General features: G+C 44.2%; 15 protein-coding genes. 10 read left to right on the plus strand and 5 right to left on the minus strand.

Annotated elements, in window-relative coordinates; all coding sequences use genetic code 11:
- Window positions 1-82 precede the first annotated feature (82 nt).
- Window positions 83-1,453 carry an extracellular solute-binding protein gene (locus tag GC096_RS21590; RefSeq protein ID WP_171633085.1) on the plus strand — a complete coding sequence of 457 codons (1,371 nt, stop codon included), beginning with the start codon at window positions 83-85 and terminating at the stop codon, window positions 1,451-1,453.
- 72 nt (window positions 1,454-1,525) lie between these two features.
- Here the strand turns inward: GC096_RS21590 and GC096_RS21595 are convergent, their stop codons facing one another.
- The 3 genes from GC096_RS21595 to GC096_RS21605 all read right to left on the minus strand — a co-directional run bounded on the left by GC096_RS21595 (window position 1,526) and on the right by GC096_RS21605 (window position 3,656).
- Window positions 1,526-1,717 carry a hypothetical protein gene (locus GC096_RS21595; protein WP_171633087.1) on the minus strand — a complete coding sequence of 64 codons (192 nt, stop codon included), beginning with the start codon at window positions 1,715-1,717 and terminating at the stop codon, window positions 1,526-1,528.
- Window positions 1,699-2,697: a zinc-dependent alcohol dehydrogenase gene (locus tag GC096_RS21600; protein WP_171633088.1), complete on the minus strand. Its 999-nt coding sequence runs from the start codon at window positions 2,695-2,697 to the stop codon at window positions 1,699-1,701. Before GC096_RS21600 ends, GC096_RS21595 begins: the two co-directional genes overlap by 19 nt.
- Before the next feature lie 125 nt (window positions 2,698-2,822).
- Window positions 2,823-3,656 carry a helix-turn-helix domain-containing protein gene (locus GC096_RS21605; RefSeq protein WP_171633090.1) on the minus strand — a complete coding sequence of 278 codons (834 nt, stop codon included), beginning with the start codon at window positions 3,654-3,656 and terminating at the stop codon, window positions 2,823-2,825.
- A 380-nt stretch (window positions 3,657-4,036) separates the two neighbouring features.
- Here GC096_RS21605 and GC096_RS21610 point away from each other — a divergent pair, with 380 nt between their 5' ends.
- The 4 genes from GC096_RS21610 (at window position 4,037) to GC096_RS21625 (ending at window position 13,533) form a co-directional block, all read left to right on the plus strand.
- Window positions 4,037-4,984, plus strand: coding sequence for an ABC transporter permease (locus GC096_RS21610; RefSeq protein ID WP_171633171.1), 948 nt, complete (start codon window positions 4,037-4,039; stop codon window positions 4,982-4,984).
- A gap of 28 nt (window positions 4,985-5,012) precedes the next feature.
- Entirely contained in the window at window positions 5,013-5,900 is an 888-nt protein-coding gene (locus GC096_RS21615) for a carbohydrate ABC transporter permease (RefSeq protein ID WP_171633092.1), read from the plus strand.
- A gap of 72 nt (window positions 5,901-5,972) precedes the next feature.
- The gene (locus GC096_RS21620; protein WP_171633093.1) at window positions 5,973-7,571 is read left to right on the plus strand and encodes a type 2 periplasmic-binding domain-containing protein; all 1,599 of its coding nucleotides are present in this window, start codon (window positions 5,973-5,975) and stop codon (window positions 7,569-7,571) included.
- Window positions 7,572-7,638: 67 nt separating this feature from the next.
- Window positions 7,639-13,533 (plus strand): Ig-like domain-containing protein, encoded by a 5,895-nt coding sequence (locus GC096_RS21625; RefSeq protein WP_171633095.1) that lies wholly within the window; start codon window positions 7,639-7,641, stop codon window positions 13,531-13,533.
- Between the two features lie 222 nt (window positions 13,534-13,755).
- Here the strand turns inward: GC096_RS21625 and GC096_RS21630 are convergent, their stop codons facing one another.
- Window positions 13,756-15,981 carry a helix-turn-helix transcriptional regulator gene (locus GC096_RS21630; protein ID WP_171633097.1) on the minus strand — a complete coding sequence of 742 codons (2,226 nt, stop codon included), beginning with the start codon at window positions 15,979-15,981 and terminating at the stop codon, window positions 13,756-13,758.
- Between the two features lie 177 nt (window positions 15,982-16,158).
- Window positions 16,159-16,590, minus strand: coding sequence for a VOC family protein (locus tag GC096_RS21635; RefSeq protein WP_171633099.1), 432 nt, complete (start codon window positions 16,588-16,590; stop codon window positions 16,159-16,161).
- 227 nt (window positions 16,591-16,817) lie between these two features.
- Here GC096_RS21635 and GC096_RS21640 point away from each other — a divergent pair, with 227 nt between their 5' ends.
- From GC096_RS21640 to GC096_RS21660, 5 genes are all read left to right on the plus strand, one after another.
- Complete coding sequence (locus tag GC096_RS21640) at window positions 16,818-18,641, plus strand: cache domain-containing sensor histidine kinase (protein ID WP_171633100.1); 1,824 nt, start codon at window positions 16,818-16,820, stop codon at window positions 18,639-18,641.
- Window positions 18,625-20,247 (plus strand): response regulator, encoded by a 1,623-nt coding sequence (locus GC096_RS21645; RefSeq protein ID WP_246302879.1) that lies wholly within the window; start codon window positions 18,625-18,627, stop codon window positions 20,245-20,247. The genes GC096_RS21640 and GC096_RS21645 overlap by 17 nt, the downstream gene beginning before the upstream one ends.
- 151 nt (window positions 20,248-20,398) lie before the next feature.
- Window positions 20,399-21,793 (plus strand): ABC transporter substrate-binding protein, encoded by a 1,395-nt coding sequence (locus GC096_RS21650; protein ID WP_171633103.1) that lies wholly within the window; start codon window positions 20,399-20,401, stop codon window positions 21,791-21,793.
- An 84-nt stretch (window positions 21,794-21,877) separates the two neighbouring features.
- Window positions 21,878-22,774: a carbohydrate ABC transporter permease gene (locus GC096_RS21655; RefSeq protein ID WP_171633104.1), complete on the plus strand. Its 897-nt coding sequence runs from the start codon at window positions 21,878-21,880 to the stop codon at window positions 22,772-22,774.
- Between the two features lie 78 nt (window positions 22,775-22,852).
- Window positions 22,853-23,683, plus strand: coding sequence for a carbohydrate ABC transporter permease (locus tag GC096_RS21660; RefSeq protein ID WP_171633172.1), 831 nt, complete (start codon window positions 22,853-22,855; stop codon window positions 23,681-23,683).

Consider the following 23,683-nt stretch of genomic DNA (forward strand, 5'->3'; position numbering starts at 1 on the left):
AAAACAGATTTTATAACCTTTCTCATTCCATCCATGGGCATTCTGAAATCGGTTCATCGAACATATACGGTAGGAGACTATAATGACAAATAAGCACAGCCGGAAGACGTTTCGCCAACGCCAGGAAGATATGTTACAGCAGTTAAGGAACGAAATTAGTTCGGGAATTAAAGCAACAGGGGATTATCTGCCCTCCGAAAAAACGCTATCTGAACAGTTTGGTTTAAGTAATAAAACGGTACGGCAAGTGCTCGATATGCTGGTGGATGAGCAGCTCATTGAGAAAATTCCGAGAGTGGGTAACCTCATTGTGAATCTGAAAGAGCAGAAGAGCATCACGTTGAGGCTCGGCCATCATGAATCAACAATGCGTGAAACGGAGCTTCTTGAGTTGTTGGCCGCATTTCATAAGGAATATCCCCATATTCGAGTACAGCTTGTAACGCTCCCCAATAACAGCCCCGAGATGCTCAAGCAGTATATTGATTTTGGGCTGATCGATGTCATGACATTAAATGATGCTGAATGTCAAAAGTTTGTTGAGACAGGCAATCGGGATTATTTAACTCCACTTGAGAAGAAACCAGATATGTATTCGTTTTTGTCAAAAGCTTTTATGGAAGATGGAGAGTTGCTAGCACAACCCTTTATTTTTAGTCCCTCCATTTTATGCTACAATCGGGATCATTTTAAGGAAAAAGGATTATTGGAACCCGATAGCAGCTGGAATTGGGATGAATGTTTTGAAACAGCTGAGAAGCTGGCGGTTGAAAATGAACGGATCGGATTCCACTTTTCGGTATCGGAGCGCAACCGATTTGCGGTATTTCTGCTTCAAAATGGAGCGGTTTTCGAAAGAAATGCCGCTGGGAATATGGAAATTTGCGGTACCCCAATGATGGAAGGGATTCGTTATTATAAAGAGTTGATCTCTAATCGACTAACGAACCTATTGTCAGAGCAGGATGCAAGCTTTCGTACGGAGGAGCTGTTTGCGCAGGGGAAAGTGTCAATGATGATTACAACCTATCTGGGCTTGAATCATATACGGAAATCGAATATTCATTATGAAGTAGCGCCTCTACCAAATCTTAAAGCGCCGGCTACGCTGCTGATCACAATTGGACTAGCTGTGAATCAACAATCCCCGAATTTGGAAGCTGCCCGATTGCTCGTAGATTTCTTGACGGACTATAAGGCACAGTTAATTATACGACAGAAGACTGTAAGCTTACCTAGCTTAAAAACAGCCGCCGAATGGGTGGGCAAAGAAATCGGCTACAGACCTTCCCGCTTTATGATGTATCGTGAGATCATGCCTACCTTTCGTTATGGCAGTGAGCTCGGACTCAAAGAAAGCGAATGGCGAACCTTCTTCAATGAAGTGTTAATGTATTGGTCAGGGTTGGAGACGGAAGAATCGATGTGTACCCGATTAGAAGGATTATTATAAGGTAAACAAAAGTGCCTTTCCCCTTGCTGTTGCAAGAGGAGAGGCACTTTTGTTTTTACGATCCTAGCATGGCTATGTGTTCATTGCTGGCATAGCGATGACTTTTTCCAATTTTTGAGGCTCTAAGCCAGCGAGAATGACATGAAGCGCATTATACCCATCTCTGCCGCTAATTTCATGGCCCTTGCCGGACAGAATACCATCGACGAAATGATGAATAATGCCCGAATTTTGTTGCTCTCCGTTTATGCTAACCTCGTCCAATCGAAAAGAACTCCCATGGATGAGCTGCGATTATGCACAAGTGAATCATAGACCTGGACGGCTTCTAATGGGGAATAACGATGGGTAATCAATGGGGTGACATCCATTCTTCCTTGCATGATATAGCTTAAAAACAGCTCTGTCATAGCGGGATGATCCCAATCTTTATAATTCATAGTTCCATGGATACCGAGAATAGAAACGGAGTTGGACACTACATTACGTCCCATCCCTTGTTCAGAAGGAGTAGCGGTATCCCCAAGTAAAATGACACGTCCCAAAGGTTTGACGAGTTGTGTGGCTTGGGCTAATACAGCCGGATGGCCGGTAATATCGAAGATGACATCCAACATTTTCCCATTCGTATGTTTGGCGATGTCTTCCTTCGCTTTCCCACCGTCCATGGCCATCCGGTGGATACCCGGTTTGTTCTGTACAAGCTCGATCCGGCTTTGGGCAGGATCTATGGCAAAGATCTCTTTGACCCCGGATAGATAGAGGTACTGGGTAACTATTTGTCCAAGGAGTCCAAGGCCGATGACTCCGACCGTTTCTCCCAGTAATAATTCTGCTCTCCTCACTCCAAGCTGTGTTGTTTTGGAAAGATTGATCCATACGCCTTGCTCAGAGTTGACCTTATCAGGAAGGCGAGTTGCACGACTTGCCTCCGTTTTGAAATATTGGGAATGCGAAGTCTCAACAAATACGCGATCACCTTTCTGAATTCCCTGCACATCATCTCCGACTTTCAGCACTTCAGCCACCATGGAATAGCCTGGGTGGAAGGGATACTTAACCCAGCTCGACCAGTTCGTATCCTTGTCAAACACGCCTCTGAGACATTGAAGCTCTGTTCCTGTGCTAATGAGTGAAGCGATCGCAGCACATAAAATTTCTGTCTTACCGAGCGATGAATCGAATAATTCCTTGCGAATTTCAACTTTTTGTTTTTCCGCGAAAACGATACGTAATGTTTCCATGTAATGACCTCCTCAGAAGGGATGACTTACCCTTGTGAATAGCTTAAAGGTATCGGCCCATGAAAAAAAGAGCATAGATTTGTGGGAATTTAACACTTATACAGGTCGAATATGCTGGATGAATGTTAGATGTTTTTATTAAATAAACCCTTGTATTGTGAAGGCGAAATTCCTGTGTATTTTTTAAAAAGCCGCGTAAATGTTTGGATATCGTTAAACCCGAGGGAGTTACTGATTTCCGTAATGTTCATTCTCGCCATTTCTAAAAGTGATTTGGCTTTCGCGATTTTGATCTCTCGATGCAGCAGGATGGGCGACTTGCCGAACAATTCTTTGAAATGATTGCTGACATAGGTGGGGTTCATATGTAATTCCTTGGCTAGCTCCTGTAAGGAAAAGGAGGCTTCAGGCTGAGACACAATCTTCAATAAGAGGGAGAAAAAGCTTTGAGATTGCTGCCTTGTAGCAACGGCATCTGTGCTTCCAAAAGCATTATCCAATAATAAATAAAGTAATTCCAGCGATTTGGCTTTTTGCAAAATGATGTTGGGGATGTAGCCATTGCGTGTCTTGGATATCATAAATTCATCGAACACAGCCTCAAATTTCAAGTGATTCTTCAGCGGATAAATGTAGGGAATTTGTAGGAATGGCAGAACATCAACCACATGTTGGATCTTATAAGTGAAATGCCACCAAAGAAATTCAGTTTCTTCATCACTATCTTTGTATTGATCATGCTCAAGATGTGGAGGGATAAAGATAACGGTCCTTGGATGAATGACATAAACTTGGTCCTGAACCCTAAGTTTAGCTGAGCCTTTTCTAACGTAAGTCATCATATAAAATTCTTGAAGTACTCTATTCTGATAGTTCATCTCATTACGGTGATGGATATCGAACGTAAAAATTTTCAATTCGGCTGTTTCTAGCAGAGAAGAGATGATATCATCCCTCACAAGTCTTCACATCCTTTTCACCCTAAGCGCAGCTTGCTCGTGATGCAGTTTAACTATATTTTAACATAAATACGTGAGGGCAGTTGCAAGGTTGTCTGCATGTTTATCATCATTTTGTTCACTCTTTCATCATTTTTATGGTTTTCGGAAAAACGGTGAAGTTGGTTAGAAAAACGACGATTTTCAGCCTCACAGTACTCCGATAGAGTAATGGATATAAAGGAGTGAGAGAGCAAGCATATGAACACATGTAACGTGCTTAAACAGAATGAACAGAATGATAGGTGGTCACAAATAACGATTGTTATTGTAAGCGTGCTCAGACTCAACTTACAGAGAAGGAGTGTAGGGACATCATGAAAACAACGCATGGTTCGACAATGCAAGCAACTGCAGCTTCTAAACTGCCAGTTCCAAGTAGAGGCAGGAAGCTGAAGGATCGCTTGTGGAGAGAACGTTACTTATTCCTGCTTCTAATGCCAGGTTTAATTTATTTTATCGTGTACCGATATATCCCCATGCTTGGAAATATCATTGCCTTCCAGGATTACAGCCCATTTCGAGGATTCTTACACAGCGATTGGGTAGGGTTGAAGCATTTCAAGACGATATTCAGCGATCAGGAAGTTATCCGTGTACTGTGGAATACGCTTTTATTGTCTTTTTTACAAATTGCGTTCGCCTTTCCAGTTCCGATTATTTTGGCGATCATGCTCAATGAAATCAGGAATGAGCGGTTTAAGCGAATCGTGCAATCCATTATTTATTTACCCCATTTCTTATCTTGGGTAGTTGTCATCGGAATTGTGACGATATTCCTCAAATCGGAGGGGATTGTTAACTGGGCGCTTACCCCGTTGTTCGGCATGGAGCCGATCCAATTCCTCCAAGAACCAGGTTGGTTCATGCCTTTAATCATATTGGAGGTCATCTGGAAAGAGGCAGGATGGGGGACGATCATATTTCTAGCCACGTTATCCTCCATTAGTCCGAGTTTATATGAAGCAGCAGTCGTGGATGGAGCAAGCCGCTGGCGGCAAATTTGGCATATTACTTTACCAGGCTTACGCAGTACTATCATTATCTTGTTTATCCTCCGTCTGGGCACTGTACTGGATTCTGGTTTCGAGCAGGTATTCCTGATGCTAAATCCATTTACGATGGATGTTGGGAATGTATTGGATACTTTTGTGTATTTCAAAGGGATTCAAAAAGCAGACATTAGCTTTGGAACGGCGGTTGGCTTATTCAAAAGCGTGGTTGGTCTCATATTAATTCTTGTTGCGAATCGGGTGGCCAAGAAGTTTGGAGACGGAGGCGTCTTTTAATAATTAATAAGAAGGAAGGTAACCACCCATGTATAATCAGAAGTCGATGTCCGGACGAGTCGCGGATATCCTTATTATCGCTGGACTGAGCCTGTTAGCTATCCTCATGCTCTTTCCCTTTTACTACATCTTCGTCATTTCCTTTACTTCCTATCAGGAATACGCGGTAAGCGAGCTGATCTTATGGCCGGAGAGGTGGGTTACGGATGCGTACGATTACATCCTTAAATCCCATGAGTTTATTCGTTCGATTGGTGTCAGTGTGTACGTCACTGTTCTTGGGAGTCTTGTCAATTTAATATTGACGGCAACGATGGCCTATGCAATAACTCGAAATATTTGGGGAGAAAAAGTATACTTGTTTTTGGTACTGTTTACCTTCATATTCAATGCAGGTATGATTCCAACGTATTTAATGGTTCAAGCTACATCTCTTATCAATAGTTATTGGGCGCTTATTATTCCAGGTGCTATCAATTCATTCAACCTTATTGTTATGCGTCAGTTCTTCCTCAGTATCCCGAATGAATTGAATGAATCGGCTTTAATTGATGGTGCCAACGACATACAGATTTTCACAAAAATTGTAATTCCTTTATCCAAGCCAGCATTCGCGACTTTTGGATTGTTCTACGCGGTAGCCCATTGGAATACGTATTTTACGGCTATCTTGTATCTGAATGATCCTGCCAAGTGGACGATACAAGTGATTCTGCGGCAAATCGTAGTTCTCAACGATCCAACGAATTCCTTAGCATCAGCAGCTCGTGATGCTGCGAAGTCAGGCTTTCTTCCTCCAGCAGAAACGATAGGAATGGCCGCCATTTTATTAGCGACCTTGCCGATCCTAATCGTTTATCCCTTTCTGCAAAAGCATTTTGCGAAAGGGGTGATGCTTGGGTCTGTGAAAGGTTGATGGTACCTAGTTAGCTAAATACAAGGGCGTCATAAAGAAGAGTTGACAACTAATCTGAGGAGGAAAACTTCAATGAAAAAAATACTAACTATTGGACTTACCGTAAGTTTAGCTTCAAGCTTGGCCGCATGTTCATCGGAAACCAAGAAGCCTGAAACAAGCGTTGCTGCAACAGGCACACCCGTGACGACTGCAAGTGCTACACCTAATGCTGCAGCTAAGAAAATTACCATATCGACGATTTTCGGGACGTGGTCTTCTCCAATTCCGAGTGCTACAGGCGATGGGATAAGGAAGATTAACGAGAAATTTAATGTGGACTACAAGCCGCAATTTGTCCCTTTTGGTGAATATGGCAGCAAATTACCGGTCGTAATGGCTGCTGGAGATTTGCCTGATGTCATCGGAATGGAGAGTGCAGATGCGAATTTTTTCAAATGGGCGAAACAAGGTGCTTTCCTTCCACTGAATGATTATATCGACAAATATCCCTCGTTGAAATTGGTTCCCAAAAGTGTGTGGGATGCTGTGAGTGTAGATGGAAAAATCTACGCAATTCCGCAATACTTCCCTTCGAAGTATGGAAAAAAACCTGTTATTCGCAAAGACTGGCTGGATAACCTCGGACTCAAGATGCCGACCAACTATGACGAATTGAAGAAAGTGGCGATTGCATTCGCGAAGGATGACCCGGACAAGAATGGGAAAAACGATACGTATGGGCTTGCGCTGTCTAAGCAGATGGTATATGGGGCAGCGATGGGCGCTCAGTGGGATGTTGGTTGGTATAACAAAAACGAGCAAGGTCAATTAATTCCAGGTATCATATCGGATGGATTCAAGGAGCAGACGCAATTGCTTGCAGACCTGTACAAAGAAGGAGCTTTACACAAGGATTGGGCGGTTTCTAATGTAAACGATGTTCGTAAAGATTTCTATGCCGGGAAATATGGGATTTGGTATGAGCAGCCATTTGGGACTGTTGAGGATCTCTTTACAAGTATGAAGCAATTGTTCCCCGCAGCGGAAGTTGTTACGATTCCTGCTTTCAAACAAGCGGATGGGGGGCAAGGCTACACAGCACTCTCCGGTTATTATACACTGACCATGTTGAATGCCAAGACAAAGAGTGATCCAGATAAAATAAACCGAATTCTGCAAATGCAAGATTACTTCCGTACCTTCATTCCTATTGATAATCGCAACCCCCAGAATGCTGAGTTTGACTGGGCATTTGGTGGTGAAAACGTTGGGTACAAGATGGTGAATGGAACCCCGTCTGTCATTGACGTGGCAGGGTTAGATAAACGTCCTAGCAGATACTCGGGTGGTGTAACTGGTTGGGCGCCAAATGATGAAGCTAATGAGCTAGGCAAAACATATTCCAATGCATTTACGAAGGCCTACGCAAATTCAACAGTAGAATTATTAAAGAATACTAAATTTTATCTTAATCCTGTAGACCGCATTTATTCCGAGCTTCTCGCATCCAAGGGTGCAGAATTGAGCCTAATTACTCAGGAATGGCAAACCAAGATGATCGTAGGACAGGAGCCAATTTCCAACTGGGGCAAGATGGTTGATGAGTATATGAAAAAAGGCGGAAAAGAAGTCATTGACGATGTAAATAAAATATTACAGACATCAGGAATCAAGGGAGAATGGAAATAAGCTTTGCCTAATGAATAGTGGGGGGAGCTTACTCCTCCTTTTTAGTTTAACTAACCAAGGAGGTTTGATGATGGAAAAACTACAAAAAGGTCCCTTTCCCTTGTTCGTGGCTATTTGTATATTTATTTCTGCCTTATGGACGGCTGGCTTTGGGTTAACAAATACGGCTAATGCGGCCACCTCTCTTCTTCTTAATGGTAGTTTTGAAAGCGTATCCAGTGGTGTACCGACGGGATGGGTTAATAAAGATTATACGCCCGGGCCAATGATTAGCGTCAGCACGGAAGTATATAAGGAGGGAAATCATTCCTTAAAGATTGACGCAACCGCGAGAGGACGGGTGGCTTCCTATCAAAAGGTGAACGTTACACCAGGTACAACATACCGATATTCCACTTGGATCAAAACGCAAGATGTCGTTACTGATTTTTCATTAGGTGCACGAGTTCGGTTATACTTCGAGAACAGCGCATCTGTGCTCACAGGGGTATTTACGAATACCGCCGACTTAAAGGGAACCAATGATTGGACATATCGAGAAAGACTTGTAACGGCACCTAGCGATGCAGTAAGGCTGGTGGTGGAAATTAGTCCGGATACAGGAACCGGGATTTCATGGTTTGATGATCAAAAACTTGACATTCCCGTGAGCAGTGTTGCAGTAAGCCGTAAGGTCATCCCGCTTGAACTGGGTGCTTCTACGACGGTTACAGCACAAGTGTATCCTGTCCATGCTACAGAACAAGCGATCATCTGGACTTCGTCTAACCCTAGTGTGGCGGTCGTAACGAATGGAGTCGTAAGCGCTCTTGGTGCTGGAAGCGCAACAATCACAGCAACGACAGTTGATGGAGGTTTTAAAGATACATCGACGGTTACCGTCAATCTCCCCATTATTCATCCGACGGGGATATCTTTAAAAAACCACCGCATAATAGCCGCCCCTGGTGATCAAGTTCAGCTCCAATCGGTTGTATTACCAGCAAATGCAACGAATAAGACGGTACAGTGGAACTCCTCGAATTCGAGTGTTGCAGGGGTTAACAGCGTCGGAATGGTTACGATTATCGGGAGCGGGACAGCTCTCATCACGGCTACAACGGAGGACGGAAACTTTACGGATCAGTGTGTGATAGATGCAAGCAACTTGATTAAGGATGCTTCCTTTGATCAGACATCTACGCTGCCGAACAGCAATTGGAAGATATATCAGGGTTCTCCTACCCAATTTACCGCCACGGTAGATGAGTCCGTATATAAGACGGGATCCCATTCACTTAAAATTAATGTGGGTCTCAGCGGTTCAGGTTCCGTATACCAAGGTATTAGTGTTAATGAAGGGGTCAACTATAAGTTCTCTGGTTGGATGAAACCTGAAGTTTCAGGAAGAACAGGTGCGAGAATCAGCTATTATTTCAAAGATAGCAATGGAAAGAAGATAGCGAATGATAAGTATATATATTTAACGGCACAGTCTCAATCCGATGGATGGGTATATGTGGAGGAATTGGGCATTCAAGCTCCTCCTACAGCAACATTGATTGTGTTAGCCGCTTTTCCAGAATCAGGCTCTGGTGTAACCTGGTATGACGATATGGTTTTGGCGCCATGGAATCAGGTAGAGAGCATATCACTCACACCTTTAAGCAGTGTGCTTTCGATTGGCGATACGTTACCGCTCCAAGCTCAGGTGTTTCCTGTGGAGGCATCCAACAAATTGGTGACGTGGTCGTCATCTGATACGAACGTGGCAGCAGTTGACTCATCAGGCGTCGTGAATGCGTTCACGAAGGGGATCGCGGTCATTACAGCGAGAGCTGTAGAGAAGTCACTTGCTGTTCATAGTGTGATTCGAGTAGGTTCAACAGATATTACCATTAATAATCAGCAACTTGATACTTCATTTTCAACCCCAATTAGTGGTCATGTTGCTGCAACTGATTCGAATAGTCATCCGCTTTCCTATTTCAGGCTTCTTGAGCCTTCTCATGGAACAGTAGTTGTGGGCAGCGATGGTGGCTGGGTATACAAGCCCGATATTAACTTTACCGGTGAAGACGCTTTCCTCGTTGCAGTAACCGATGGCCAAGGGAATTATGCGTATAATACAAATACGATTAAAGTAAAAACGATGGCAGAAGCGTTGAGTCCCCTGCAGCAGGTTCATCCCAGACTGTATATCAACGATTCCAAGGTCACGCAGCTGAAGGCAGCTATCGCACCAGGAGGGACACATGAAGCGTTGTGGAGGGAATTTAAAGCTCTTGTCGATACTCAGCTTGGTGCGCCTGACCTGTATCACCAGGATCCAAATGATCTGGAGCAGAATTGGCAACGGGATGTCGGCAATAAGACCGTCAATTTCGCGTTTGCATATGTATTGTCAGGCGAAGCTAAATATCTGAATGCTGCTAAAACATGGGCGATAGCTTCGGTCAACTATCCAAACTGGGGATTAGGGCAATTAAAAAATGCTGAGCTTGCCGCTGGTCATCAATTATTTAGTTTGGGGATTGTATACGATTGGCTGTACAACGATTTAGATGTTGGAATAAAGCAAATAATAGTTGATACGTTGAAAGAACGCGGCAATGAAATGTATAGGAAGGGAGCAGGTCTTCCCTTCAACGGACAAGAGATTAAGGCTTATTGGAGTCAAATGTATTTGGCCAATCATATGTGGGTTAATCTCGGAGGGCTAACAGCAGCAGGTCTTGCGATCTATGATGTGGATAATGATACACAATCGAAGGTACTACCTTGGCTTCAATTCACTGTGCAGAGGTTTAACAAATCGGCCGAAGTGCTAGGAGATGATGGAGCGAGCATTGAGGGGGTTGCTTACGGACAATATGGACTCTCCTGGCTCATTCAATATGCCAAGCTTTCTGAAAAGTTTTTTAATAATAATATGCTGGGTAATGATTACTTTAAGAACAGCTCTAAATATTTCAACTACACGATGCTGCCTAAGGATAGTTGGACAAATAAGATAAACCATTTGAATATTGCTGACGATCCCAGCGAGAACTGGTATGGGCCTGATTACTTGCTGCGGGTTTTAGCAGCCGAACATCGAGATGGGCTTGCTCAATTGCTTGCTCGTCAAATTGATGACGCGAACATGGATTCTCCTGGTGCTAAATGGCTAGGATTGCTGTATTATGACCCGACCGTTCTGGAGACGCCTGCTGAGGCGGAACCGACGTTGCATCACTTCGATAATATTGACATGGCTATTTCTCGTTCCGATTGGTCGGGGAGCGAGTCGATGGTTGCTTTTAAGAGCGGACCTTATATGGGTCATCGTGTCATAGAGCTCAACAACGAGCCTAACAATCAAGACTGGGGCGCAGGTCATGTCCATCCGGATGCGAATCATTTTATGATATTTGCAGGTGGTGAATATTTGATCCGTGATGATGGGTATGCGCCAAAACTAACTTCCAATCACAACACACTACTCATTGATAACAAGGGGCAGATGGGGGAAGGGGGAAGTTGGTACAATATGTATGAAGCCAATGAGAGAAAAGCATCTCCTTCGATAACGACCGTCGTGGATCATCCCGAATTTGATTATATGGTGGGGGATGCAACGGAAGCCTACAAGAAGGATGTGACAGGGCTTAAAACTTATAAAAGGCATCTTATTTTTATGAAACCATCCACGTTGATCGTTGTTGATGATATTCAGGTCGATCAACCCAGGGAATTGAAGTTGCTCTTTTTCCCGGAAAGTCAGAATTTAATTCGTACCGATGCGAACAACTTTATGTCAATTGGCAATCATACAACGCTCCAGTATAAACAACTGACGCCGGAGCATGCGACGGCAAGTATTGCAACCGTTCCCTACACAACCGATCTGGATGTCAGTAAGAACCCAGGTGATAGACGCGCATTCCAAGTCATTAACGACACCGACCCCGTGTGGCGTAATGCGTCTGCTTTTACCTGGACAGAGAATGGCATGGTGCCGGCCGACGTATCGATGACGAAAAATGGAGATTTATGGAAATTTGAAGTCAGTGGCAAGGCGGTTGAGCTTAATCTTATGAACGATACCGTTCAACCTGTGGCAGCTTCCGGTTCGCATAATGAGATGAATGATGATGACGGCTTGAACGGAATTTTCTTTAATGGGCTATTGATCAACGACTTCGACAAAGACGTTCTATCCTACACGGTAACTAAAAATGATAAAAAGCTGATAAATCAAATAAACGTCATTAAGCGCAGTAACACTTCGACAGTCACGATTAATTATGATGGGAAAGTGCCAGGAGTAGCGATAATTGGTGTTACTTCAGGATCTGGGAACTATCACCGGACCTATACAGTTAAGGTGATTTCATCGGGATTGCTTCAAGTCATTGGTGCGCAAAGCAACGGAACGACGGGCTTTATGCCGATGAACGCTTTCGACGATGATATGAGTACGATTTGGTCGGCCAAAATCGACCCACAGGCCATTTCGGATAATCCAGACGGGTATCCATGGCTCATCGCTGATGTTGGAGAGGTCAAGGAGCTGAACAAAGTCGAAATCGCCTGGTACAACGGTACAACAAGACGAGCATTCTTCGATATCGAAGTTTCCCAGGACGGTGTCCAATGGAATTGGATATACAGAGGCGAGGCCAGTGGTGTTACTGACAATTTTGAGGTTTTTGCATTTCCTGCAAATGCGACAGCCAGATATGTGAAGGTGTGGACGACCGGTAATTCGACGGGTGGATTGTTTAATAGTATCAAGGAAATGAGAATTTACGAGGCACCCACTGTTGATAGAGAATCGCCGATTACTACCGCGAGCATATCGCCCTTACAGCCGGATGGACCTAACGGCACCTATTTGAATCCGGTCACAGTCACGTTGGCAGGCAGCGACAGCTCATCAGGCGTGGACAGAACCGAAATCAGCGTGGACAACGGGACGTCATGGCAAATTTATACGTCACCCGTCACGTTCGACAAGAAAGGTACGTATGCTTTGCTCTACCGATCAACAGATCGAGCCGGGAATGTTGAATCTTCCCATCAGGTTGGATTCACTCTTGCATTGTCTGTAGTAAAGATTCAGCTCAAGGACAGTAATGGAAATCCGCTGAGCGGCGGCAGCGTTCAATATTATGATGGCGGGTGGAAGGGATTTGGCATCACGGATGCTGCCGGGACAGTCACCAAATCGCTGCCTGATAAATCCTACACGTTTGCTATGGCCTTTGAGGGAACACAAATGAACAAGGTGCAAAACACGGGAACCGACGCTTTCGTCAGGTTTCAGACGGTTCAGGTGAAGGTCCTTTTGAAGGACAGCTTAGGGAATCCGCTCGATGGCGGCAACGTCAGCTATTATGCGGATAAGTGGCGGACCTTCGGCAGTACGAGCTATGGCGAGGCTAGGAAAGAATTGCTGCCGGGCCCCTACACGTTCGCTACGGCGTACGAAGGTACATCCAACCAAAAGGTGCAGAATACAGGAGTTGAGGCCATAGTTGGATTCCAAACGGTCAAAGTAAAAGTACATTTGAAAGATAGCTTGGGGAATCCACTGGACAGCGGCGCGGTCAGTTATTATGCGGATCGCTGGCGTTCGATCGGCGACACGAGCGGAGGAGAGGCCAGCAAGGAGTTACTGCCTGGCTCTTATACGTTCTCCACGGCGTATGAAGGTACAATCAGCCAGAAGATGCAAAATACCAAAGACGATGCCATAGTCGGATTTCAAACGATTCGAGTCAATGTACTGCTAAAGGATAGCCAAGGGAACCCGCTTGACGGTGGCATCGTCAGCTACTATGCGGATCGCTGGCGAACGTTTGGCAATACGTACGAAGGAGGGGCTGGTAAAGAATTGCTCCCTGGTTCCTTTTCGTTCACCATGTCCTACAACGGAACGACGAACGTTCGCGTCGCCGACACCTCGGCAACGCCCACTATTATATTCCAGCAATAACACAGCCTGTTAGCGGTTTGAAATCATTCGAACGCATGGAAGCAAGCTGGTGCTGGCAAGTGTTAAGAACCCGAATGTATAAGGCACATGATGTTTACCAACGTAGGAGTTAATATACAATAAAAACGCTGTGTGCTGGCAAAACTGCCGGCACATAGCGTTTTTTATCAAAAATAACAATCGTATTTATACATGGATGAAGGGGAGTAATCTTAATAAAGCTCATTTTTTACGATATTCGCTTGGCGTGAATCCGGTGGATTTCTTGAACATTCGGTTGAAGGAATTAATGTTCTGGTAGCCTACGAGCTGCGCAGCATCTTGAATACGAATGTCTGGAGTAAGCAGCAGCTTCTTGGCTTTATCGATGCGAACTGAGTTCACATAATCGACGAAGTTATTGCCCGTCTTTTCTTTGAAATACGTAGACAAGTAACTGCGAGAAATGCTAAGTTTCTCTGCTAAGCCATCCAACGTAATATCCTTGTCATAGTTATTCTCGAGATATTCATAAACGAATTCAATGATGTGATCTCGCTTTGCCTTGATTTCCCTTACCAGCAGGGCCGAACGCTTTATCAAAGGTGACAGTACCGCTTCTAGCTGCTCATAAGTGTGACAGTTTGGCAATTCAGTCAAAGTCTGACGGAGAAACGTGTAATCGATATTGCGCTGTTGAAGAGTTTTCTGTATATGAAACACGATGGATTCGGCGAATAGAAGGACATTTTGAGAGCTCTCATTGCTCTTTCTCATTCTCCCAAGCACCCGACTGACCAGTTGGAGCACGACGTCGTCATTCCCATTATATAGATTGGCATCAAGTTCCTCTTCTTGGGCTTGTGACAATCGAATTTCCTCATTTTGATGCTCAGTTTCCATAATAATCTGAGTTTCATCATTGAATCTCCGCTGTTTAAGTTGTTCAAGCCCACTTTCATACGCTTCATTCCAATCCTCAGTACCCCCTGAACCGGTAACCGTAAGGAAGCAATATTCTCTTTCGGCCTCAAGCATATGATTAATCTGCTTAAGTATGTACCTAATATTTGGATCGGTAATCTCAGTGAAAATAATGGAGAGGATTTGATCATTCTCCATCTGGAAGGTCAAGGAGTCCGAGTAGGTCTCTATAATGATCCGATTGATATATTCTCTGATAAAAGAAGTTGCACGTTCTTCATCTACTTGCATTTTATACAGCATGGATTTGTAATTGACTTTAAACAATAGCAGAACAAAGGGACGATTCGAAGGAATCCATGGTGTATGATCCCCATGCTGATGACGAATCTTCTTCAAAACGTTGGAATATGCGTAGTATCGAAGCAGAGACTCTTTCTCTGACATATCCTGGTGGATGTCCCGGCTTGTTTTCAGGATATCACTTATTTTGTCATGTATAATATTAAATTCCTTAATCCCGCTCTCCCAAGGCATCGGGGTATTCCACTTCTGAATGCCATCGATAATCCGCTTAACGGGTGTATGGAGCCGAACACTAAGCAGCAAGGAAGCGATTACACTTATGGCAATAGTGAGGATCAACAATAATACAAAAGAGAAGTTCCAACGAACCTGACTCGAAATTGACGTATCTGGTACCACATGAATATATGTTAAGCCGCTGGCTCCTGTTCTGTAGAAATAGTAAACGTTATCCTGAAGGACATACCCTGAACTGTCTTTAAATTTAGGTATAGTGTGTTGCTCTGACTTAGATGACGTATATAACGGCTGATCATGTTCATTTAAAATATAAAAGTGATCACTAATTGTCTGGTGTAATTCAGAATAAATGGTGTCAGCCTGAACCAAAGCAATTAAATAAAAGTTGGGGAGTTGGTCATTCTTTATGACGATGGGAAGCAAAGCCCGTTCACCTGCCCGTCCAGTAGAATCAATTTCAGCAAATGTGGAGGTGGGCAGTACTTGAAATTTATAAGGTAAAGCAAATTGTTCGTTCCAGAATGAGGCGCTGTAATCCTTACTGTTGTAATAACGCCCGAACATGCTATCGGCATCTGTTCCGCGGTTTTTTTCAAGAGATAACCCAGAGTTCTTATACATCAATATTAAGTTGTCCAAGTATAATAGTCGATTGGATAGGAGAAGTTGGACCTTCTGCATCGTAGTTCCTGCACTCACATAATCGACGGTTTGGGCCTGTGTCCCTTGTAAATCTAATGAAAAGCTCAGAACAGCGTTATGGATAGCGCCTATCAGGTTTTCATAATTTTCGGATGTTTTTTGTAGGCTGAGTGTATTGTATTTAATAATCTCAACTTTAATGCTTCCCCTGTAGAATACAACCGAGTATAAAATAAACGAGACCAATAGTACGATAATGATGAAGAAACTGACTAACAATCGCATGAATAAAGAGGAGGTCTTCTCCTTAAATCTAAGTCTGGACAACATTCTTAGAGCGAACTTATCATCTGCCATACTTCCTCACCTGCCCTAATTTAATACACTCTTCATTAAAGCATGATTAGGAGGAAGATAGTATCATCATTTTGTTAACTACTTCACGAATTGTTATGTTCTTCACGGTAGTTGGAGGTTTACTCAATGCGGAAACGGCCCTGTCGCATTCATGCGAACAGGGCCGTTCTTTCACGTTTAATTCATCGATTCGCCTTCTGTGAATATCTGGAAGGTCACGCCAAACTTGTCCTTCACTTGTCCATAAGCAGGGCTGAAGAATGCTTCATGCAGGTCCATGATGACGGTGCCGCCTTCTTTGAGCCCTTCGAAAAATTGCTTCGATTTGCTTGCATCCTTCGTTGTAATACAAATCGTCACCTGATCGCCCTGTTGAACGGGTTTACCTGAGTCGGAGTCCGAGAACATCATTTGGCTTTCGCCAACTTGCAGCATGGCATGTCCAATAAGCCCTTTTTGTTCATCAGCAAGCGGGTAATCAGGGCTGGCAGGCATTTCACCAAAGGTCTGTTTAAAAAGGACTTGAGCATCCAGCGCTTTCTCATAAAAGGCAATAGCTTCACCAGCAGTACCAGGCAATACTAAATACGGAGTTAAACGAACGGACATCAATAAACAGCTCCTTAGATTGAATTAGTTGAGGGGTAAAAAGTCTACCTCTTATTATTACCACATTTACCCGAAAAAATAAAGAACATATGTTCTAAAAATTGTTGTAAAACGAAATAGCTGCCCTCGATCTTGAATTTCCCCCATGCCTACGGAAAGTGACCTATACTATAATATAGTAGATAAAGACTATCTTCTTACACACAGGAAAGGTGCTAACGTCGCCTATGAATAAGCTTGCTATCTGGTCGTGGCTGTCACGTCTGTTCCATTCTTTCTCACTCAAACAACGGATATGGTTTACCTTTGTGATACTCATTACCGTAGGTCTGGTGGCAACAGGGAGTATCGCCTACCTGATCGCGTCCAAGGAAATTCAGCGCAATGCGATGCAGTCGAGTCAGGATACCGTGAATCAATCTGCGCAAATTGTGAATGAGAGACTGAAAAATATCGGTACCGCGGTGCGGTCCTTAATGTTCAGTGACGCTTTCAAGCAGTTGATGAAGGATGTTCAGAATAAGGATAACTCAAGCTACTATAAGTCATTAACGGCCTTACAGTATGTGTTCAACCAGGTGAAATTCAATGATTCCATGATCGATAGTATATTGATCGCCACGCCAATTGGGGATTTCTATCCCACCTCCAGTGCGCGGAATATTTCGAATTCCTTTTTTAAATCCGATATGTTTAATCAATTCCAGCTTTTAAAGCGCGGCTTTTGGAGCACCGGACATGTGGATCCGTTTTTTACGGGGAAACAGCGGGTCTTATCGCTTGTCGCAGAAGGTGTCAGTGAAGATTCGTATACGCGAAACGAGCCGACCAATGTGTATGTGGTTATTAATGTGAAGGAAGACGATCTGCGAGATCTCTTTATGGAGAACTTAACGGACCCCGATAAGCATTACTACTTCGTAGATTCACAAGGTGAAGATATCAATTATGCAGACCGAAATCAGGATAAGGTTTTCATCCAACGTCCAGACTTTGTACAGCAATTGACGGAGGAACGGAAGGGTTCATTTTTCTTCATGGATAAGGATCGTAAGGATTATCTAGTTAATTATGCAAGGCTTGACGTCAAGGATGATTGGCTGATCGTCGGCGTACAAGCGAAGGATAAATTGCTTGCCCAATTAAATGGGATTAAGCAAGCAACAACGCTTGTGACCATCGGCTTTGTACTGGTCTCGCTGTTCATTTCGAACAATCTAACGCTTCTGCTGCTCAAACCTTTGTTCCGACTTCAGAAACTGATGAAACGCGTAGAAGAGAATGATCTGGAAGTACGTTTTGAAAGCGAGTATAAGGATGAAGTTTCTCAGGTTGGATTCCGCTTCAACCGGATGTTGGACGAGATTAAGCAGCTTATTTCGGACGTCACCAATCGGGAACGTGATAAACGGAAAGCAGAGATTAAGGCGTTGACGGCGCAAATGGATCCGCATTTTTTCTATAACACGCTCAATACGATCTACTGCAAATCAGTCCTGGGTGAAAATGAAGATGTGAATGAAATGATTTTGGCCTTATCGAATATGTTCCAATTGAGCTTAAGTGGGGGTAGAGATTTGATTCCACTCGCAGATGAGCTCGATCATGTTCGTCAATATTTGGCGATTCAGCAAAGGTCGTATGAGAATTTATTCGTCTTCCAGATGGAGGTTGAGCCTGAGCTGCAAGCTTGCCTTGTACCTAAAATCATGATCCAGCCATTGATTGAAAATAGCATTCTGCACGGATTCAAGGATATGACCTCAGGTGGGGAAATTCAGCTCAGAGCTCGGACTGAAGATAATTGGCTGCATATCACGGTGGAGGATAATGGACACGGACTTGTTCCCGAGATTCTAAAACAAAGCATGATGCACCAGGCGGCCTCGAAGCACGGTTATGCACTGCGCAATATTTATACGCGTCTGCAACTGTACTATGGGACTGAGCAACGGATGGAGATCGGGACGAATGCATTTGGCGGAGCTCAAGTCGACTTGTGGCTGCCGCGGTATGAGAAAGAGGAGGATTTCCATGGATCGACTAATTAAGCTATGTGTGGTGGATGATATTCGAAGTGTCGTGGATATGATTACGAAGAAAATTCCATGGGAAGATCATGGCATCGAAATCGTAGGCAGTGCGACCAATGGCGAGGAAGGTTTTGCAGTCATTCGTGAAACACGGCCAGACCTTATTCTAACGGACATTCGTATGCCCAAAATGGATGGCTTAGAAATGACTCGCAATATTATGGAGATCCTGCCGACGAGTAAAGTTGTCATTTTGAGTGCCTATACAGATTTCGATTACGCGCAAAAAGCGATCCAATATGGCGCATTAGATTATGTGAAGAAACCTTTTTCCATTGAACAGATTGTGAAAGCGGTCGTAAAGGCGAAAGAGGTGTGGGAGCAGGAGAACTTGAGCCGTACCCAGCTGATCGGTCTTCAACAGAAGATTAAGGAAAGCATGCCGGCCCTTAGACAAGAGTATCTGTCACTGTTGGTTTACCATCAGACCAATGAAGCCGAACTGGCGCGGTTATCTGATTTTCTAGACATTAATGAATTGAAGCCGCCATTCGCTGTGATGACGATCCAAATCGATCAGTTTACCGATAAATATGGGGAAGTGCCGGTGAAAGAGCTAGAGCTTGTGCGTTTTTCCTTGCAAAATATTGTAGAAGAGACGATTGCCCTAGGCGAGGCAGCGGTTGTGTTCCGGGAGGGTTTCAATCGCTATATTTGTATTCTCCATGTGGCGAATCTGGAAATGCCGATTGCGATTGCAGATCAGTGCTGCGCGAACATAGCGCGTCATACCAAATTTACGATCTCCATTGGCATCGGCCAATGTGTAGAGACCGTTCAAGAACTGCCGAAGAGCTATCAGCAGTCGCTTAGCGCGTTATCGTATCATTTTTACACGGGAGGCAATGGTGCATTTAGCTTTAATTCGAATGCACAAGCCGTTCCTGTGGAGTGGATTTATACGGAGGATAGCGAGAATGAGTTCTTGTTCGCTTTCCGCTCGGGCAATCGAGACGCCTGCGTCGAGTGGGCGATGACGATTTTCACGGAGATGGGGAAAGTGTCCGTTCTCCCTGAGCCTGGTGTCGTAGAGCGACTGCTGCAAGGCCTCGTGCTCCGCATGCTACGTGTGCTGATGGAGAAATTCCCTCGCCATAGCTTAGCTGAATTTGAAGCGAAGAATCAGGAAATCAGAGATAGCGGTGCGGCTATCCTAGAATATCGCGCCTGGTTCATTGAGCTGTGCGAAATAGGCTGTCGACTGATCCATCAAGAACGGGCGAGCGAGTCGCAGAAAATTATCCTTCGTTCCGCTGAGTACATCAAGGCGAATCTGGATATCGATTTGACCTTGGAGCACTGTGCAAAGCAGGTTAATTTAAGCTGGGGTTACTATTCGAATTTGTTCAAAAAAGTAACCGGTTCGACCTTCCAACAATTCGTTACGCAAGCGAAAATGGATAAGGCGAAGTCGATGCTGATCGAGGATTATCAGGTGCAAGAAATTGCGCAACAGCTGGGCTACGAGCATCGGCGTTATTTCAGCGAGGTATTTAAAAAGCAGACCGGTCTCACACCGACGGAATTTAAAGAAATGTCACTGGGCAAGCCCTCCAAGCCGTGAGGGCTTGCCTGTTTTATGAACAAGTGGGAAGGGCAACATATAGGAACATATAGAAATATCTGCCCTCATTCAAGAGTTGACCTCATTATCAGGACAAGGGGATTCTTTTACTATTAGAGATGTAAACAACAGATTTAAGGGAGGCTTACACATGATAAAGAAATTAGGGACGGTCACATTAACAGTCGCACTCGCAGGCAGCTTAGCAGCTTGTAGCTCCACCAAAACCGATACAGCAGCAAGTCCAGCGGCATCTGCGAAAGCATCAAGTGCACCAGCGAGTTCGGCTCCTACCAAAGCCAAAACGAAGCTTTCTTATTGGACGGGTGACCGTCATGATATGGACTATATTAAGAGTGTTGTGCAGAAATTTAACGAGACGAATGGCGAGAATATTGAAGTTGAAATGGTTGTTAAAACAGAAGACTTTAACCAAGCGATTGATCTGGCTTTTGCTTCTGGACAGGCGCCTGACATTATCCGCGTTAAGGAAAATACGATTCAGCCTTTTGCGGCGAAAGGCTATCTGAAACCCATTGATTCTTATCTAACGGATGCGATTAAGAAAGAATTCCCGGTCATTGATGATTTCAACCGCATCGGTGGCAAAATGTACAGCCTTCCCAACTATGGATCGACGATTCGTCTCGTCTATAACAAAGACCTATTCGCAAAAGCAGGCATTGCAGCTCCTCCGAAAACGTTGAAAGAAATGGTAGAAGATGCTAAGAAGCTTACTGCTGTGGGCAAGGCTAATGGCTCCTATGGATTTGCACTAAACTTCAAAAGTCCAGAAAGTGCTCTAGGTCGTTCAGCAAGGGCTATTGCGGAAGTAAGCGGCTATGGTGGATTTGGTTTTGATTTCAAAACAGCAAAGTATGACTTCACAGGATACAAAGATATCATGCAATCCTTCAAGCAAATGGTAGATGACGGCAGCACATTGCCAGGTATGGAATCCTTGGATATTGATCCACTGCGTGCACAATTCGCTGAAGGTAAAATCGGTATGTATATTTCTTATTCCTCGGAGCCAGGCGTATACGCGAATCAGTTCCCTGCCAAGATTGAGTGGGCAGCAGCACCGGTTCCTACGATTGACGGTACGATCAAAGGAGCAAGCTCCTTCTTGGGTGGTCAATGGTTGTCCCTCAGTAACACGACCAAAAATGCCGATCAAGCTTGGAAGTTCATGCAATATATGTACCAAGATGACGTATTGAAAACATATCATGAAAAAGGTTTCGGCTTATCCATGGTGCCGGCCGTGTCCTCCGTTGCGAAAAAACCAGATATCAAAGGGGTTGAAGGTTTCTTGCCAAACGCTAATGATGGCACATGGCCGCTTCAACCAACGGTTACGGTTGAAGGCATAAAATACAATGACGCCTTCGTCAAATATATGCTCAGCGGCGGTAACTTGGATCAGATTATACAAGATTTGAACAAACGTTATAACGATGCGTTGGATAAAGCTGTCGCTAAGGGCGATGTTAAAGTAACACCGAACGCAAGCTTTGATCCAATGAAATTAGTAAAGAAATAAGCGCTAATTGAAGAGCTGTAAAGCGAGAGTGGAGCTGAACCTCCACTCTCGCACTTATCTTAGCGTTATATAGGAGGGAACGGGATGAACAGGGCACGCCAGATCGGTTTTTCATACTTATTTTTATTTCCTAGCTTTCTACTGACCGTGGTACTGGGCGTCTATCCAATTACTTGGGCGATTCGCTATATGTTTTATGAGTACAAGGGTTACGCAGCACCAACCTTTATCGGCTTCGATAATTTCAGACGGCTATTCCAAGATACCGAATATTGGCATTCCGTAATAAACACATTTGTTTATGCAGGTGGCAAGCTCATCATAACCCTTCCGTTATGCTTAGTACTCGCCGTTATATTAAATTCCAAGCTGCGTGGACGCAACTGGTTAAGAGCGATCTATTTCATGCCTACGATTATCAGTTCGGCTGTCATGGCTGTCGTCTTTTTTATCATTTTCAACTCGTACAACGGAATTCTTAATCAGTATTTACTAAAGTTTCATATCATCTCTGAAAGAATCGATTGGCTCGGACCCAAGCATGCGATGCTGACAACGATCATCATTGCGGTGTGGGGGGCAGTAGGAAACTATATGCTGTTATTTCTGGCTGGTCTTCAAAATATCCCGAATGATGTGTACGAAAGCTCATCTTTGGATGGGGCAAACAAACTCCAACAGTTCTGGTATTTAACGATTCCGATGCTAGGTCCAGTACTTCAAATCGTTATTATGCTCGCCATTATTAATTCCCTCAAAGGCTATGAGAGCATCATGGTTCTGACGGAGGGTGGACCGGTTGGCAAGACAGAAGTGATGTATCTTTATGTCTATAAACTCTTTTTCCCAACACCCTCAGGAGTTCCAACGGATCAACAATTTGGCTACGGCAGTGCGGTTGGTTTCGTGACCGCTGTCATTGTCGGCATCATCACACTGATCTATCATGCGATGTCGAAACGTCTAAACAAACTTCAATAGGGAGGAGAGACCAAAATCATGGAAGTGAGAGAAGCGATACCTGCTGTTCATATAAAGAAACAAGAGCGAACATTTTCAATGGGGAAATTGGGCGGTAGGGTGCTGCTTTGGCTGTTCTTGCTACTTACAGCCTTACTCATCGCATTTCCTGTAGTTGTAACCTTTCTAGGCTCTTTTATGTCCAACGTCGAGATTACCAAGGGGGGCACCATCTTCCCGTCTTCCTGGCATTTCGTAAACTATAAGGAAGCCTGGGTACAGGCCAACTTTGCGAGATTTACTTGGAACAGTATATTCTTGAGTGGAGCCACGACGATTGGTACACTAATTGTGGCATCGATGGCGGCCTATGTCGTTGACCGCATCAAATTTCCAGGTAAGTCCATCTATGTGGCGATTCAAGCGTCCACGATGTTTATCTCCATTGGGGCAGTCGTCATTAGACCGCAGTTCGAGCTGATGGTGAAGCTGCACCTGAATACGAGTTTATGGGGCGTTGTCCTCATTCTGATTAGCGGTCACGCCTATATCTTCTTTATTCTATTAAGCTTTCTGCAGGGTATTTCCCGGGAATTAGACGAAGCCGCACGAATTGACGGTTGCTCCAATAGCGGCATTTTCTGGCGAATTATTCTGCCTCTCATGCGGCCAGGACTTGGGGTTGGTGCCTTGTTTACCTTTTGCGGGGCGTGGAATGAGTACTTGCGACCGTTAGTGTTCACGATGACGAATCCGAAGTTGCAAACATTAACCGTTGGCTTATCTTATCTGCGGTATGGGTCATCGGCAGCCGTTCAAACGCATTACATGTTGGCGGGTGCTTGCTTATCGATTTTGCCATTATTACTCGTATATATGATTGCGAATCGTTCATTCATGCAAATGACGGCGGGTTCATTGAAAGGCTAG

This window comes from Paenibacillus plantarum (assembly GCF_013141695.1).
Taxonomy (GTDB): domain Bacteria; phylum Bacillota; class Bacilli; order Paenibacillales; family NBRC-103111; genus Paenibacillus_E; species Paenibacillus_E plantarum.

Coding starts and splice junctions, on each gene's coding strand:
- GC096_RS21590 (WP_171633085.1), top strand. CDS start 83: ATGACAAATAAGCACAGCCGGAAGACGTTTCGCCAACGCCAGGAAGAT.
- GC096_RS21600 (WP_171633088.1), bottom strand. CDS start 2,697: ATGGAAACATTACGTATCGTTTTCGCGGAAAAACAAAAAGTTGAAATT.
- GC096_RS21610 (WP_171633171.1), top strand. CDS start 4,037: ATGCAAGCAACTGCAGCTTCTAAACTGCCAGTTCCAAGTAGAGGCAGG.
- GC096_RS21615 (WP_171633092.1), top strand. CDS start 5,013: ATGTATAATCAGAAGTCGATGTCCGGACGAGTCGCGGATATCCTTATT.
- GC096_RS21620 (WP_171633093.1), top strand. CDS start 5,973: ATGAAAAAAATACTAACTATTGGACTTACCGTAAGTTTAGCTTCAAGC.
- GC096_RS21625 (WP_171633095.1), top strand. CDS start 7,639: ATGATGGAAAAACTACAAAAAGGTCCCTTTCCCTTGTTCGTGGCTATT.
- GC096_RS21630 (WP_171633097.1), bottom strand. CDS start 15,981: ATGGCAGATGATAAGTTCGCTCTAAGAATGTTGTCCAGACTTAGATTT.
- GC096_RS21635 (WP_171633099.1), bottom strand. CDS start 16,590: ATGTCCGTTCGTTTAACTCCGTATTTAGTATTGCCTGGTACTGCTGGT.
- GC096_RS21640 (WP_171633100.1), top strand. CDS start 16,818: ATGAATAAGCTTGCTATCTGGTCGTGGCTGTCACGTCTGTTCCATTCT.
- GC096_RS21645 (WP_246302879.1), top strand. CDS start 18,625: ATGGATCGACTAATTAAGCTATGTGTGGTGGATGATATTCGAAGTGTC.
- GC096_RS21650 (WP_171633103.1), top strand. CDS start 20,399: ATGATAAAGAAATTAGGGACGGTCACATTAACAGTCGCACTCGCAGGC.
- GC096_RS21655 (WP_171633104.1), top strand. CDS start 21,878: ATGAACAGGGCACGCCAGATCGGTTTTTCATACTTATTTTTATTTCCT.
- GC096_RS21660 (WP_171633172.1), top strand. CDS start 22,853: ATGGGGAAATTGGGCGGTAGGGTGCTGCTTTGGCTGTTCTTGCTACTT.